This window comes from Streptococcus sp. CF4-3, assembly GCF_024295385.1.
In the GTDB taxonomy this organism is placed as follows: domain Bacteria; phylum Bacillota; class Bacilli; order Lactobacillales; family Streptococcaceae; genus Streptococcus; species Streptococcus infantis_I.
Genome location: NZ_JANCPN010000001.1, coordinates 269,230 through 284,716 on the forward strand (window position 1 = coordinate 269,230; position 15,487 = coordinate 284,716).

General features: G+C 41.6%; 13 protein-coding genes. 7 read left to right on the plus strand and 6 right to left on the minus strand.

All coding sequences use genetic code 11. The features are described from left to right. The first annotated feature begins 1 nt into the window (after position 1). The 3 genes from NML75_RS01350 (at position 2) to NML75_RS01360 (ending at position 2,324) form a co-directional block, all read left to right on the plus strand. A complete protein-coding gene (locus NML75_RS01350; protein WP_254731410.1) occupies positions 2–676 on the plus strand; it encodes a DUF1129 domain-containing protein in 675 nt (224 codons plus the stop codon). Between the two features lie 198 nt (positions 677–874). After that, on the plus strand, positions 875–1,138 hold the full coding sequence (locus NML75_RS01355) for a SemiSWEET family transporter (protein ID WP_049496815.1): 264 nt from the start codon (positions 875–877) through the stop codon (positions 1,136–1,138). 148 nt (positions 1,139–1,286) lie between these two features. Next, positions 1,287–2,324 (plus strand): S66 family peptidase, encoded by a 1,038-nt coding sequence (locus NML75_RS01360; RefSeq protein WP_070678368.1) that lies wholly within the window; start codon positions 1,287–1,289, stop codon positions 2,322–2,324. Between the two features lie 54 nt (positions 2,325–2,378). Here NML75_RS01360 and NML75_RS01365 read toward each other — a convergent pair whose 3' ends face one another. From NML75_RS01365 to mutL, 4 genes are all read right to left on the minus strand, one after another. Further along, positions 2,379–2,942, minus strand: a complete 564-nt coding sequence (locus NML75_RS01365; RefSeq protein WP_070678365.1) for a DNA-3-methyladenine glycosylase I — start codon at positions 2,940–2,942, stop codon at positions 2,379–2,381. A gap of 1 nt (position 2,943) precedes the next feature. Beyond that, entirely contained in the window at positions 2,944–3,513 is a 570-nt protein-coding gene (locus NML75_RS01370; protein ID WP_074324458.1) for a hypothetical protein, read from the minus strand. Beyond that, positions 3,513–4,106 carry a Holliday junction branch migration protein RuvA gene (gene ruvA, locus NML75_RS01375; RefSeq protein WP_074324457.1) on the minus strand — a complete coding sequence of 198 codons (594 nt, stop codon included), beginning with the start codon at positions 4,104–4,106 and terminating at the stop codon, positions 3,513–3,515. The genes NML75_RS01370 and ruvA overlap by 1 nt, the downstream gene beginning before the upstream one ends. A gap of 119 nt (positions 4,107–4,225) precedes the next feature. Beyond that, the gene (mutL, locus tag NML75_RS01380; RefSeq protein WP_074324456.1) at positions 4,226–6,175 is read right to left on the minus strand and encodes a DNA mismatch repair endonuclease MutL; all 1,950 of its coding nucleotides are present in this window, start codon (positions 6,173–6,175) and stop codon (positions 4,226–4,228) included. Positions 6,176–6,358: 183 nt separating this feature from the next. Between mutL and tyrS the strand changes: the two genes are divergently transcribed. Then, on the plus strand, positions 6,359–7,615 hold the full coding sequence (tyrS, locus tag NML75_RS01385) for a tyrosine--tRNA ligase (protein WP_074324455.1): 1,257 nt from the start codon (positions 6,359–6,361) through the stop codon (positions 7,613–7,615). Between the two features lie 53 nt (positions 7,616–7,668). Next, positions 7,669–8,517 (plus strand): putative RNA methyltransferase, encoded by an 849-nt coding sequence (locus NML75_RS01390; RefSeq protein ID WP_074324454.1) that lies wholly within the window; start codon positions 7,669–7,671, stop codon positions 8,515–8,517. A gap of 70 nt (positions 8,518–8,587) precedes the next feature. Here NML75_RS01390 and glgP read toward each other — a convergent pair whose 3' ends face one another. Together glgP and malQ are read right to left on the minus strand one after the other, a co-directional pair. Next, positions 8,588–10,846 (minus strand): glycogen/starch/alpha-glucan family phosphorylase, encoded by a 2,259-nt coding sequence (gene glgP, locus NML75_RS01395; protein ID WP_254731413.1) that lies wholly within the window; start codon positions 10,844–10,846, stop codon positions 8,588–8,590. A gap of 23 nt (positions 10,847–10,869) precedes the next feature. Next, complete coding sequence (gene malQ / locus NML75_RS01400) at positions 10,870–12,387, minus strand: 4-alpha-glucanotransferase (RefSeq protein ID WP_254731416.1); 1,518 nt, start codon at positions 12,385–12,387, stop codon at positions 10,870–10,872. Positions 12,388–12,805: 418 nt separating this feature from the next. Here malQ and NML75_RS01405 point away from each other — a divergent pair, with 418 nt between their 5' ends. Continuing rightward, on the plus strand, positions 12,806–14,074 hold the full coding sequence (locus NML75_RS01405; RefSeq protein ID WP_006149197.1) for an extracellular solute-binding protein: 1,269 nt from the start codon (positions 12,806–12,808) through the stop codon (positions 14,072–14,074). Positions 14,075–14,197: 123 nt separating this feature from the next. Further along, complete coding sequence (locus NML75_RS01410) at positions 14,198–15,487, plus strand: carbohydrate ABC transporter permease (RefSeq protein ID WP_006155780.1); 1,290 nt, start codon at positions 14,198–14,200, stop codon at positions 15,485–15,487.

Sequence of the window (15,487 nt, forward strand, 5' to 3'; positions counted from 1 at the left end):
TATGTCACAGATTGATTTAAAAGAATTAACCAAGAAAAACCAAGAATTTATCCACATTGCAACCCAACAATTTCTCAAGGACGGAAAAACCGACGCTGAAATCAAGGCTATCCTTGAAGAAGTCATTCCTCATATCCTTGAAGAACAACCAAAGGGAGTGACAGCTCGTTCTATCTACGGAGCACCAACTCACTGGGCTCACAGCTTCAGCGAAAAAGAGCAATATGAAAAAGAACATCCAAATGAAAATGACGAACCAAAATTGATGATGTTGGATTCAGCCCTTTTCATTACAGGACTGTTTGCAGTAGTTAGTGCCTTGATGAGCTTCTTCTCAAACCAACCAGTGGCTTATGGTTTGGTAACACTTATCAGTGTAGGAGCCTTCGGCGGAGTTGCCTTCTACCTTCTCTATCACTTCATCTACCGCTACTACGGACCAGATACAGACCGTAGCCAACGCCCTCCATTCTGGAAATCACTTTTGGTTATGCTAGTAACCATGTTTGCTTGGGTTCTCATCCTCTTCTTGAGTAACTTCCTTCCACAAGCCATCAACATTAGCTTACCACCTCTTGTTTTGTTGGTCATTGGAGGAGCTCTCCTTGCCCTACGTTTCTACCTCAAAAAACGTTTCAACATCAAGAGCGCAAGTGCTGGACCTGCTAGATATTAAGATAAACAAAAAAAGTAGTGTGTTTTGTAGACACACTACTTTTATTCTGTCTCCAAATCATTTTTCGATTCTCAAAAGAAGTAGACACATTTTCTAATAACATTCTAATGTAAAGTCTTCCCTTGGAATCCCGAGGTTTTATCCTTGATTCCAAGTTGTTTTTCTGTTATACTAATAAAGTAATAAGGAGAAATATATATGACAAAACAGAGAATTAATCAAATTGTCGGTTCAATTGGTGCCTTTATCGGAATTATTGTATTTATAGCCTACATCCCCCAAATTTTTGCCAATTTACAAGGAAATAAAGCTCAACCATTCCAACCTTTATCAGCAGCTGTTTCTTGCTTAATCTGGGTCATTTACGGATGGACAAAAGAGCCTAAGAAAGATTGGATTCTAATCATTCCAAACTCAGCCGGGGTTGTCCTTGGCGGACTGACCTTCCTTACTGCTCTATAAGAAATTAACTACTATAAAAGCAACCACACGATTGGTTGCTTTTTTACTACTTTCTTGATCTAAAAGTCTTCTTCTGACTCTAATTCTTGTTGTTTCCCCTCATCTTTTGTGATACAATAGCATCAATTTATTTCTAGGAGGATGAGATATGGTTTCTACTATTGGTATTGTTAGTTTGTCTAGTGGCATTATCGGAGAAGACTTTGTCAAACACGAAGTGGACTTGGGAGTCCAACGTCTCAAGGGCCTCGGACTCAATCCTATCTTTTTACCTCATTCACTAAAAGGCTTAGACTTTATCAAAGAACATCCCGAAGCTCGTGCGGAGGATTTAATTCAGGCCTTTTCTGATGATAGCATCGACATGATCCTATGCGCCATCGGTGGAAACGATACCTATCGTTTATTGCCCCATCTTTTTGAAAATGACCAACTACAAAAGGTTATCAAGCAAAAGATTTTTCTTGGCTTCTCGGATACGACCATGAACCATCTCATGTTGCATAAACTAGGAATCAAGACTTTTTATGGGCAATCCTTTTTAGCAGACATTTGTGAATTAGACAAGGAAATGCTGGACTATAGCCTTCACTACTTTAAAGAATTGATTGAGACTGGAAAAATCTCAGAAATTCGCCCTAGTAACGTTTGGTACGAGGAACGGACTGATTTTAGTCCCAAAGCCTTGGGAACACCTCGTGTCAGTCATGCAAATACAGGTTTTGACTTGTTACAAGGCAATGCCCAATTCGAAGGGGAAATCCTCGGTGGTTGCCTCGAATCTCTCTATGATATTTTTGACAACTCTCTACACGCAGATAGCACAGACCTCTGCCAAAGATACAAACTTTTCACTGATTTATCCGACTGGGAAGGAAAGATCCTACTGCTAGAAACAAGCGAAGAAAAACCTGAACCTGATGATTTCAAAAAAATGTTGCAGGCTTTAAAAGAAACTGGGATATTTGAAGTCATCAGTGGACTCTTGGTCGGAAAACCTATGGATGAAACCTTCTATGACGACTATAAGAAGACTTTAATGGACACCATTGATAGCACTATCCCGATTGTCTATAATCTAAACGTTGGCCATGCCACACCAAGAGCAATTGTTCCCTTTGGAGTCCACGCGTATGTAGATGCAACGGAGCAAGTCATTTGCTTTGACTATAACAAAGAAAGCTGAGATGAATTTCTCAGCTTTTTCTATATTCTCAAATACTTTCGCTATCTGTACTCACTACTTACCGCTTTTCCATTCACAATCATTCTCGTGGTCATCAACCAGACCTGCAGCTTGTAAAAATGACAAGACGGCGACTGGGCCTGTGAACTTAAAGCTTCGTTTTTTGAGATCTTTGGATAATTTTTCAGATAGAGCTGTTTTGGCAGGCGCCTGGCTGTAGTCAGGCACATCATTGACGATGGTTTGTCCATCCACAAAAGACCAAAGATAAGCATCAAAAGTTCCGAATTCTGCCTGAACTTGTAGAAAGGCCTGGGCGTTGGCACGTGTCGCAAAAATCTTAGCTCGATTTCGGATGATCGCTACATTGTCCATTAAAGCTTCCAATTCAGAGTCAGTCATCTCTGCGACTGCTTGAATTTGATATCCGTGAAACGCTTCTCGGAAGGCTTGACGTTTATTGAGCACCGTTTCCCAAGATAGTCCAGCCTGATAGGTCTCCATGCAGAGCAACTCAAAAAGAGCCTGGTCATCATGAAGGGGCTGGCCCCATTCCTCATCGTGGTAGGCTACATAGAGAGGGTTGTTCATTTTAACCCAGCCACAGCGTTTTGGCATCTTATTCTCCTATCTTTGAAACGTAGTCAGGCAAGGGAACAGTAGACTTATCCAATAGATTAATCCAACGATTAATATCTGGTGGTAGAGGGTTAAATTTTTCATCTGTTTGATATCTTGCTTGATCATCTGTTTCTATACCAGTTAATGTTTCAATCTGTTCTCGAAGCTGGTCTACAGACATCCAATCAGTCCAACCTTCAAATAAGCTTTCTGGAGCCATTGTTATCCCATACCATTCTTCAAACCATTCAATATAGTCTGTACCTAACAGGTAGAGTTTCTCGAAAGAACAAGATTCATCATTCACTTTTATACTTTCCACTATATTGTCATGATCTACTATGGCAATACTTGCACCACAAAATTCACAAGGAAGTGAGCCAACTTGACCATAGCGAGAGCCACTATGCAAGAATAATCCTGTTTGGCTCTGTTGACAATTTTTACAAAACAATGGAAAAACGGTACAGTGTAGCCATAGTTTATCAATCTTCCCATTTTTAAACTTTATCTTGACATGGTTGCTACTGTTCTTTGCTTCAACTAGAGTGATTCGAGCAATCCCCATTATTTCACCAACATCTTAAGGGCAGACTTGATGTAGTTTTCAGCTGTATCAGAAGTTCCTTCAAAGAATTTCTTGATTTTCTTGAGCTCTGTTGCCTTGTAGCCCAAGGCCAGCATGGCTTCCATAGCTTCTTCCAGTTCTTGGTTGTCACTGCTAGATGGAGCTGCAGCCTTAGCAGGGAGGTCGTCCCCTGCCACAACCACCTTACCTTCTAGATCCAATACCATCTGTTGGGCTGTTTTCTTACCTATTTTAGGGAACTTGGTCAAGTAGGTGATGTTCTTAGTCTCAATAGCTTGAACGAGGCCTGCATTGTCATCAGCCGCGATAATAGCAAGAGCAGAAACAGGGCCAATGCCCGACACCGAAATCAAGCTGAGAAAGAGCTTTTTTTCGTTTTCTGAACGAAAACCGTAAAGTAGATGAGCATCTTCACGTACAACTTGATGCACATAGATTTGTGCTTCTTGGTTGACTTGTCCTGAGTAGGCATAAGGGTTAGCTACATGCAGAATGTAGCCGATACCGTTAGCTTCTAGAACGATGTATTTAGCAGTAATTTTGGTAATAATACCCTTTAGATATTCGTACATAATTTTCCCTTCAATTTATACTCAATGAAAATCAAATCTAAACTAGGAAGCTAACCGTAGGCATAACTTGAGTTAGGCAAGGTAAGGCTGATGCAGTTTAGAGAGATTTTCGAAGAGTATTAGTATTTTCCTAGCTCTCGGAGGCTGGTATGATTTTCCTGAATGCGACGGAACATCTTTTCCATGTCCGACTTGGTAAAGTGTACCAAAACAGGACGTCCGTGTGGACAGTTATAGGGGTTGTCACATTGAGAGAGCTGATAGAGGAGTTGTCTAGCCGAGTGGTCATCAATACGATGGTTAGCCTTGATGGACCGCTTGCAGGACATCATAATGGCTAGCTCTGCTCGGTATTTCTTGATTGAAACTTCCTTGGTCAAGAGGAGCATGTCGCACATCTCATAGATTCCAGACTCGATTTCCTCCTCTGCCATCCAAATGGGATGTTCGCGCAAGATAAATTGATTCTCCCCGTACTCTGCTAGAAAGACGCCTACTTCCTCTAAAAGAGGCTTTCTTTCCTTGAGACGAAGAGCATCATCCGCAGGAAATTCAAAGATAAAGGGCACTAGGAGTTGCTGCTGGCTCTGGTCAACATTGCCAATGCTCTCACGGTACTCCTCGTACTTAACCCGCTCCTGAGCCGCATGCTGGTCTATGATGTAAAGTCCATCTCGACCTTGGGCAAAGAGGTAGGTCCCGTGCATTTGTCCGAAAAACTCCAACTCTGGGAAGCTTGAAGATTCTTCTCGCTCCAGCTTATCATAAGCCTTATCCAAACTAGCTAGATCTAACTCTGGATGGTCCAGTTGGTCATAGCTAGCAGGCTTTCTCTCTGCAAAATGCAGTTTAGCTGGCTTGGTCATCTGGTCCAAGGTTTCCTTAGCAAACAGATTCAAATCCTGTTTCTCTTCAGTCAGGTTCACCTGATGGTCTGCCACCTCAGCTTGTGTCGGTCTTGTCGGTTCATTTTTTTCATAATAGAGCGTATTTTCTCTCAGTGGCAAAGTCGTTTGCTCCACCTTTTCACGATTTCTAACCGCAGATTTGGCTAGATTTTCCAAGGCATCTGGAATCAAGGTCTGTTCCTTGAGACTCTTTGCAATAGCTTCTGAAACCAGCGCCATTAGTTCTCTTTCCTTGGAAATCCGCACCTCTTGCTTGGTCGGGTGCACATTGACATCTGCTAGATAAGGATCGATATGGATGTGAATGACAGCCAGCGGAAAACGCCCCACCATGAGCTTGCTACCGTATCCATCTAAAATGGCACGATTGAGCAGGAAGTTTTTGATATAACGGCCATTGATAAAAAGGCTGATATAGTTTCGATTAGCCCGTGTTAATTCCGGCAATGAGACAAAACCAGAAATTTCAAAATCCAGGTCAGCATTCTCAATCTCAACCATTTTTTTAGCACTGGCTAAACCATAAATCCCAGCAATGGCTTGACGCAGTTGACCCGTACCAGCTGTTCGTGTCATTTCCTTGCCATCACTAATCAAACTAAAGGAAATCTCAGGATGGGCTAGCCCCAGACGGTTGACAATATCAATGATATGAGACAACTCTGCCTGCTGGCTCTTCATATACTTGAGACGAGCTGGTGTATTGAAAAAGAGGTCTTCCACACAAACCTTAGTCCCCACAGGACTGGTCGCAGGAATGATTTCCTCAACTTCTCCCCCACGAGCCACTAGCTTGGTCCCGTGACTGGCACCGTCCACCGCTGTCAACAAAGTCAAAACACTAACAGATGCGATAGAGGGCAGGGCTTCACCACGAAAGCCGAGGGTCCGAATCCGAAAAAGATCCGCTTGATTTTTAATCTTACTGGTCGCATGACGGCGAAGGGCCAACTCTACCTCGTCGTGAGCAATTCCATGTCCATTATCTGTGATTTGGATTTTCTTAAGCCCAGCTTCTTCAATCTCAACGATAATCTGGCTAGAGCCAGCATCGATGGCATTTTCAACTAGCTCCTTAACCACACTAGCAGGGCGTTCGATAACTTCTCCTGCTGCAATCTGGTTGGCCAAGATTTCTGGCAATTCAATAATATGAGACATCTTTCAGCCCCTTTCTTAACTATTTTTATCTATTTCTCTGAAAATAAGCTAGTGCTATTATACCATATTTCACTCGTTTCCAAAAAAGTCCAAGCAGCAACTTTCTTCCCGATTTTACTAGGTTATTTGCCAAGTTTGTGGTACAATAGGTAGAAACAATATTTTAAAAAGGAGAAAAGACACATGCACATTTTTGATGAGCTAAAAGAGCGTGGTTTGATTTTTCAAACGACTGATGAAGAAGCTTTGCGTAAAGCCCTAGAAGAAGGTCAAATTTCTTATTATACTGGCTACGATCCAACTGCTGACAGCCTTCACCTAGGTCACCTTGTCGCAATCTTGACAAGTCGTCGTTTGCAGTTAGCAGGTCACAAACCTTATGCGCTCGTTGGCGGTGCTACAGGTCTCATCGGAGATCCGTCCTTCAAAGATGCTGAGCGTAGTCTCCAAACAAAAGACACAGTAGATGGCTGGGTCAAGTCTATCCAAGGACAACTTTCTCGCTTTCTTGACTTTGAAAATGGGGAAAACAAAGCTGTCATGATCAACAACTACGACTGGTTTGGCAGCATCAGCTTCATTGACTTCCTCCGTGATATCGGAAAATACTTCACTGTCAACTACATGATGAGCAAGGAGTCTGTGAAGAAACGGATCGAAACAGGGATTTCTTACACTGAATTTGCCTACCAAATCATGCAAGGGTACGACTTCTTTGTCCTCAACCAAGAACACAATGTAACCCTTCAAATCGGTGGTTCTGACCAATGGGGAAACATGACAGCTGGTACCGAGTTGCTTCGTCGTAAGGCTGACAAGACTGGTCACGTAATTACTGTTCCACTGATTACAGATGCCACGGGTAAGAAATTTGGTAAATCAGAAGGAAACGCAGTTTGGCTCAACCCTGAAAAGACTTCTCCATACGAAATGTACCAATTCTGGATGAACGTTATGGACGCTGACGCTGTTCGTTTCTTGAAAATCTTTACTTTCTTGTCATTAGACGAGATTGAAGACATCCGTAAACAATTCGAAGCAGCACCACACGAACGCTTGGCTCAAAAAGTCCTCGCTCGTGAAGTTGTGACTCTTGTTCACGGAGAAGAAGCCTACAAAGAAGCCCTTAACATCACTGAACAACTCTTTGCAGGAAATATCAAAAACCTTTCTGTCAAAGAACTCAAACAAGGACTTCGTGGCGTGCCAAACTACCAAGTACAAGCAGACGAAAATCACAACATCGTTGAACTTCTTGTATCTTCTGGCGTGGTTAACTCAAAACGCCAAGCCCGTGAAGACGTTCAAAACGGTGCTATCTACGTCAACGGCGACCGTATCCAAGACCTTGACTATGTCTTGAGTGACGCAGATAAGTTAGAGAACGAACTCACTGTTATCCGCCGTGGTAAGAAAAAATACTTCGTCCTTACATATTAAAAAACAGACTGGATGCATTTGCTATCCAGTCCTTTTTTTGCTAGACTAAAACTATGAATACAAACCTCAAACCCAAACTCCAGCGCTTTGCTTCTGCGACTGCCTTTGCCTGCCCCATCTGCCAAGAAAATCTGACCTTGGTAGAGGGCAGTCTCAAGTGTGATAATCGTCATTCTTTTGACCTGGCAAAATTTGGCTATGTCAATCTGGCTCCTCAAATCAAGCAATCGACCAACTACGACAAGGAAAACTTTCAAAATCGCCAGCAAATCCTAGAAGCTGGCTTTTATCAGGCTATTTTAGAAGGTATCTCGGACTTACTAGCAACCAAACCATCCGCAAAAACAGTCTTGGATATCGGTTGTGGTGAAGGTTTCTACTCTCGCAAACTCCAAGAAGTGCACCCTGAAAAAACCTTTTACGCCTTTGATATCTCGAAAGACTCAGTTCAGATCGCTGCCAAAAGCGAACCCAACTGGGCAGTCAACTGGTTCGTTGGCGACCTGGCTCGCCTTCCTATAAAAGACGCTAGTATGGATATCCTGCTTGATATCTTCTCACCTGCCAACTACGGTGAATTTCGCCGTGTCTTATCCAAGGACGGCATCTTAATCAAGGTTATTCCTACTGAAAACCATCTCAAGGAAATCCGCCAAATGGTACAGGAACAACTGACAAAGAAAGATTATTCTAACCAAGATATCAAAGAACATTTTCAAGAACATTTCAGCATCCAATCTAGTCAAATCGCTTCCCTGACCAAGCCCATTACAGCAGAACAACGCCAAGCCTTACTCAGCATGACTCCCCTCCTCTTTCACGTAGATCAAAGCAAGATTGACTGGAGTCAATTAACGAAGATTACCATCGAAGCAGAGATTCTGGTTGGGAAAGCACTATAAACTAGTCTAAATACAAAAAAACGCATCTATTTAAGATGCGTTTTTGTTTTATAATCTGTTACAAAGAATCTTAGTTCAAGTGCCAGATATCTTCATTATACTGAGCGATTGTACGGTCAGATGAGAAGAATCCTGCTTTCGCAATGTTGACGATGACTTTATCCAACCATGCATCACGGTCTTCGTAGTCAGAAAGCATTTGCTCTTTAACTTTGATGTAGTCTTCCAAGTCAAGAAGAGTCATGAACCAGTCTTTGTTGATCAATTCGTTGTAAAGACGTTCCAAGCGCTCTTTCTTACCGACTGCAAGAACAGCATCGCTTACGATGAAGTCAACCAATGGTTTGATCGCTTTACGAGCGTAAAATTCGCTTGATTTGTAGGCTGATTTCGCATAAAGGTCGATAACAGTTTCTGAATCTTCACCGAAGATGTAGATGTTTTCATCTCCAACCAATTCAGCGATTTCAACGTTAGCTCCGTCCATAGTACCAAGAGTCAAAGCTCCGTTCAACATGAATTTCATGTTACCAGTACCTGAAGCCTCTTTAGAAGCAAGTGAGATTTGTTCTGAGATGTCACATGCTGGGATCAAGAAGCTTGCTGCAGTCACGTTGTAGTTTTCAACCATGACAACTTGCAAGTGTGGAGCTACTACTGGGTCGTTTGCAATTACTTCTGACAAGCAAAGGATCAAGTGGATGATATCTTGAGCGATTGTGTAGGCAGGAGCTGCTTTACCACCAAAGAATACTGTGATTGGACGAGCAGGGATGTTACCAGCCTTGATGTCCAAATATTTGTGGATGACATACAAAGCGTTCATTTGTTGACGTTTGTACTCGTGAAGACGTTTGATTTGGATATCAAAGATAGAGTTTGTATTGATTTCCACACCTTGGTGCTCTTTCAAGTGACGAGCCAATTTACGTTTGTTGTGAGCTTTGATGCTTTCCAATTTTTCTTTGACAGCAGCCTTGTCTTCGTATGAAAGAAGGTCTTCCAATTTAGAAGCTTCGTGGTGCCATTCGCGTCCAAGAATCTCATCCAAGTAGTGAGACAAGCTTGGGTTAGCATGCATGAGCCAACGACGGAAAGTAATACCGTTTGTTTTGTTGTTGAATTTTTCTGGGTAAAGATCGTAGAAAGCTTTCAACTCAGAGTTCTTCAAGATTTCAGTGTGAAGAGCGGCAACCCCGTTTACGCTGTATCCATAGTGGATATCCATGTGAGCCATGTGTACACGATCGTTTTCATCAATGATTTGAACAGCTGGATCTTTGTATTCAGCACGAACACGACGGTCCAATTCTTTGATGATTGGTACCAAGTGAGGAACCACTTCTTCCAAGAATTCAAGAGGCCATTTTTCAAGGGCTTCAGCAAGGATTGTGTGGTTTGTGTAAGCAGTCATGCTACGAACGATAGAGATTGCTTCATCAAGTTCGATACCACGTTCAGTCAAAAGATGGATCAATTCAGGAATCACCATTGATGGGTGAGTATCGTTGATTTGTACAACTGCGTAGTCAGCAAGGTCATGCAAGTTGCTTCCTTTTTCGATTGCTTCATCGATGATCAATTGAGCACCGTTTGAAACCATGAAGTATTGTTGGAAGATACGGAGCAATTCACCTTGTTTGTCGCTATCGTCTGGGTAAAGGAAAAGAGTCAAGTTGCGAGCGATGTCTGTCTTATCAAAGTTAATGCCATCTTCAATGATAGATGAATCAACTGAATCCAAGTCAAACAAACGCAAGCGGTTTTTAGTAGCTGTTTTGTAACCAGGTACATCGATATCGTAAAGAGTAGATGTCAATGTGAAGTGTGCAAATGGTACTTGGTAGCTACGACTTGAGCGAACCAACCAGTTTTGGTCAGTCAACCAAGCGTTAGGAATTGTTTCTTGTTGATTGTTTTTAAGAACTTGTTGGAAAAGACCAAAGTGGTAGTTCAAACCAACACCGTCACCGTTCAAACCAAGTGTAGCGATTGAGTCGATAAAGCAGGCTGCCAAACGTCCCAAACCACCATTACCAAGTGATGGCTCCAATTCTACTTCTTCGATTTCGATCAACTCTTTACCTGCGTCAGCAAGTTCTTTTTTAACTTCGTCATAAAGACCAAGGTTAATCAAGTTGTTAGACAAGAGTTTACCAATCAAGAACTCAGCTGAGATATAGTAAACTTTTTTCTTACCAGTGTTGACTGGTTTTTGGCTGCTTGCAAGTTTGCTGTAGTTAAGAAGAGCAAGGTAAAGCTCTTCGTTGCTACATTCTGCGATAGATTTATTGTAACGATTTTGTACAAATTCTTTTAATGGTAACATTTTTTGTGTCTCCTGATAATGTCTTATTTCTTTAATTCTACCAAATTTTCATTGATTCGGCGATAAATTGTAGTCAAGTCAAGCAAAGTTTCTTCGACAGCAGGAGTCAATTGATCCTCTGTCATACGCCATGACCAGTTTCCACCAAGAGTAGATGGGAAGTTCATACGAGCTGAACCATCCAACTCTAGCAAATCTTGCATAGTAGCGATAGTCATAAAGCTTACTGATGAGAAGGCTGTACGAAGCATAGCATGTACTACTGTTTCATATTCCTTGCGGTTTGTGTAACGTGCCATGTACTCACGAGTTGGATCGTCGATTTCATTGCGATACCAACCAAGAACAGTGTTGTTATCGTGTGTTCCTGTGTACATAACTGAGTTGGCTGGTGCCAAGTGTGGACTGTCGATACTTTCGTGCTCTGGGTTGAAGGCAAATTGAAGGACTTTCATTCCTGGGAAGCCAGTGCGTTCACGTAGTTCAATAACTTCGTCAGTCATGAATCCAAGGTCTTCTGCGATGATGTTCAAGTCACCAAGTTCCTCTTTCACCGCTGCAAAGAGTTTGTAGTCAGGTCCTTTCACCCATTTACCAGGTGCTGCTGTTTCAGAACCAGCAGGAATTTCCCAGTAAGACTCAAATCCACGGAAGTGGTCGATACGAACGATATCGTAGATTTTGAAGCTTTCACGCAAGCGTTCAATCCACCATTTGTAACCATCTTTGTCCATAGCTTCCCAGTCATAGATTGGGTTACCCCAGAGCTGACCAGTAGCAGAGAATTCATCTGGTGGGCATCCTGCGATGCAAGTCGCCTTACCGTTGACATCTGTCTTGAAGAGATGTGGATTTGCCCACATATCGCTTGAATCTTCCGCTACATAGATAGGCATATCTCCGACAATCTCGATGTGATTTTCGTTAGCGTATGCTTTCAATTTCAACCATTGTTGGAAGAAAAGGTATTGGGTTACGCGGTGGTAAACAAGCTTGTCAGCTAATTTCTCACGGTATCTTTCAAGAGTTGAAGCTTTACGAGCACGAGCATCTGCATCTGGCCATTCTGTCCAAGCAAGATTATCAAAATGCTCCTTGATAGCCATATACTCTGCAAATAGTTCAAGCCATGATTGATTTTTTTGAGCAAATTTTTCGAAGTCTTTGACAGCTCCGACTTCAAGGAAACGTTTGACAGCTTTCTCTAGAAGTGGACGACGTGCATAGTAGATTTTAGCGTAGTCAACTTCAATTGGGTTGCTACCAAAGTCCACACCTTCAAGATCACTTGCTTCCAACAAACCTTGCTCCACCAAAATATCAAGGTCGATAAAATGAGTGTTTCCAGCAAAGGCTGAGAATGATTGGTATGGAGAATCTCCATAGCTAGTTGTTCCCAAAGGAAGGATTTGCCAGTAACGTTGCTTTGTACGAACCAAGAAGTCAACGAAATCATAGGCGCTTTGACCAAATGATCCGATTCCGTATGCTCCTGGAAGTGATGAGATGTGCATTAACACACCGCTTTGACGTTTTTTCATATTAGCACCTCAAGTGTTTATATTGTTAATTATTTCAATTTTTGCGCAAACGTTTGCGCTAAGTCAAGTATACCCCATTTCTAAAATAAATGCAAGCGTTTGTAAAAAAAACTTTTTCTCTACTTTTTATTTCCGAAATCGGAAATTCCCTATATTTTAATTTTCCCCCTCCATTTGTTTCGTCTTCTATTTATGCAATCGTTTCCCTTCAATTATTTTTGAATTGAAATTTACACGATTTTCTATTTCTCTTCTATTATACAAACAATTTTAGGAATTAGCCAGTCACAAGCTTTTTTAATTTTTTTCAAAAAAAAAGCTTGCAACCGTTTTCTGTTTGTGCTATACTAAGGTCATAAGGGAAAACGTTTGCGTTTCCTCGAAATTAAAATTTGTTATTCTTTAGGAGGAATACACTATGTCAACTAAATTCATGAAGAGCGCTGCTGTACTTGGTACTGCTACTCTTGCTAGCTTGCTTTTGGTAGCTTGCGGAAGCAAAACTGCTGATAAAGCAGCTGATTCTTCTGCATCAGGAAGCCAAGAAATCACTTTCTACGTTGAAGACCAATATAAAGCTTACGCTGAGAAAGTTGCTGCTGCTTATGAAAAAGAATCAGGAACAAAAGTTAACATCAAATCTGGTGACCAACTTGGTGGACTTGATAAACTTTCACTTGACAACCAATCAGGTCAAGCCGCTGACGTTATGATGGCTCCATACGACCGTGTAGGTAGCCTTGGTACTGACGGACAACTTTCAGAAGTAACTTTGAGCGACGGTGCTAAAACTGATGACACTACTAAATCTCTTGTAACTGTTGGTGGTAAAGTTTACGGTGCTCCAGCTGTTATCGAGTCACTTGTTCTATACTACAACAAAGACTTGATTAAAGAAGCTCCAAAAACATTTGCTGACTTAGAAAACCTTGCTAAAGATAGCAAATACGCTTTCGCTGGTGAAGAAGGTAAAACTACTGCTTTCCTAGCTGACTGGACTAACTTCTACTACGCATACGGACTTCTTGCTGGTAACGGAGCTTACGTATTTGGTGACAATGGTAAAAATCCTAAAGATATCGGTCTTGCTAACGATGGTGCTATCGCAGGTATCGAATACGCTAAAACTTGGTACGAAAAATGGCCTAAAGGTATGCAAGATACTGAAGGTGCTGGAAACTTGATCCAAACTCAATTCCAAGAAGGTAAAACAGCTGCTATCATCGATGGTCCTTGGAAAGCTCAAGCATTCAAAGATGCTAAAGTAAACTACGGTGTTGCAACTATCCCAACTCTTCCAAACGGTAAAAACTACGCAGCCTTTGGTGGTGGTAAAGCTTGGATCATCCCATCAAGCACTAAGAACCTTGAAGGCGCTCAAAAATTTGTAGACTTCCTTGTTTCAACTGAACAACAAAAAGCATTCTACGATGCTACTAACGAAATCCCAGCTAACACTGAAGCTCGTGCTTACGCTGAAGGTAAAAAAGATGAGTTGACTACAGCTGTTATCGAGCAGTTCAAGAACGCTCAACCAATGCCAAACATCTCTCAAATGTCAACAGTTTGGGACCCAGCTAAAACAATGCTCTTTGACGCTGTAAGCGGTAAGAAAGATGCTAAAACAGCTGCTAATGATGCTGTAACATTGATCAAAGAAACAATCCAACAAAAATTTGGTAACTAATTGATTGATTCAAGGGAGATAATTTAAACATCTCCCTTGATTTTTAGATATATTGATAATGTTTTCAGCAATTTTGCTGATTAGCATCGAGCTCAATGCTCGTATCTTATGAAAGGAGCACTCATGGAACAACAACCAAAAAAAGCAGCCTTGCTTTCATTGATTCCTGGGTTGGGACAAATCTACAACAAACAAAAAGCTAAAGGTTTTATCTTCCTTGCTGTAACAGTGGCTTTTGTCCTCTATTTTATAGTACTTGCAGCACCTGAATTGAGCAACTTAATCACGCTTGGTGAAAAACCTGGCCGTGACAACTCTCTCTTCATGTTGATTCGTGGTGCATTCCACTCTATTTTTGTAATTGTTTATCTAGCCTTTTATATTCTCAATATTAAAGACGCTCACACTATTGCAAAACGTATCAATAATGGCATCCCTGTCCCATTGACACTTAAGGATATGATTAAAGGTATCTATGAAAATGGATTCCCTTACTTGCTTATCATTCCATCTTACGTTGCCATGACATTTGCCATCATCTTCCCGGTTATTGTAACCTTGATGATTGCCTTTACTAACTACGATTTCCAACACTTACCACCAAATAAATTATTGGATTGGGTTGGATTGACTAACTTCACAAATATCTGGAGCTTGAGTACCTTCCGTTCAGCCTTCGGTTCTGTTCTTTCTTGGACTATTATCTGGGCTTTATCTGCATCTACTTTGCAAATCGTACTCGGTATCTTTACAGCTATTATTGCTAACCAACCATTCATCAAGGGTAAACGTATCTTTGGTGTTATCTTCCTTCTACCTTGGGCGGTTCCAGCCTTCATCACTATCTTGACATTCTCAAACATGTTCAACGATAGTGTTGGTGCTATCAATACCCAAGTTATCCCTCTCTTTGCTAAGGTTCTTCCTTTCTTAGATGGCGTTCTTATCCCTTGGAAGACAAATCCAACTTGGACTAAAATTGCCTTGATTATGATGCAAGGATGGCTTGGTTTCCCTTATATCTACGTCTTGACTCTCGGTATCCTACAGTCTATTCCAAATGACTTGTATGAAGCAGCTTATATCGACGGTGCTAATGCTTGGCAAAAATTCCGTAACATCACTTTCCCAATGATTTTGGCTGTTGCGGCGCCTACATTGATCAGTCAATACACCTTCAACTTCAACAACTTCTCTATCATGTACCTCTTCAATGGTGGTGGTCCTGGTAGTGTCGGTGGTGGAGCTGGTTCAACCGATATCTTGATCTCATGGATCTACCGTTTGACAACTGGTACAGCTCCTCAATACTCTATGGCAGCTGCCGTTACCTTGATTATTTCAATCATCGTCATCTCTATTTCTATGATTGCATTCAAGAAACTACACGCATTTGATATGGAGGACGTCTAA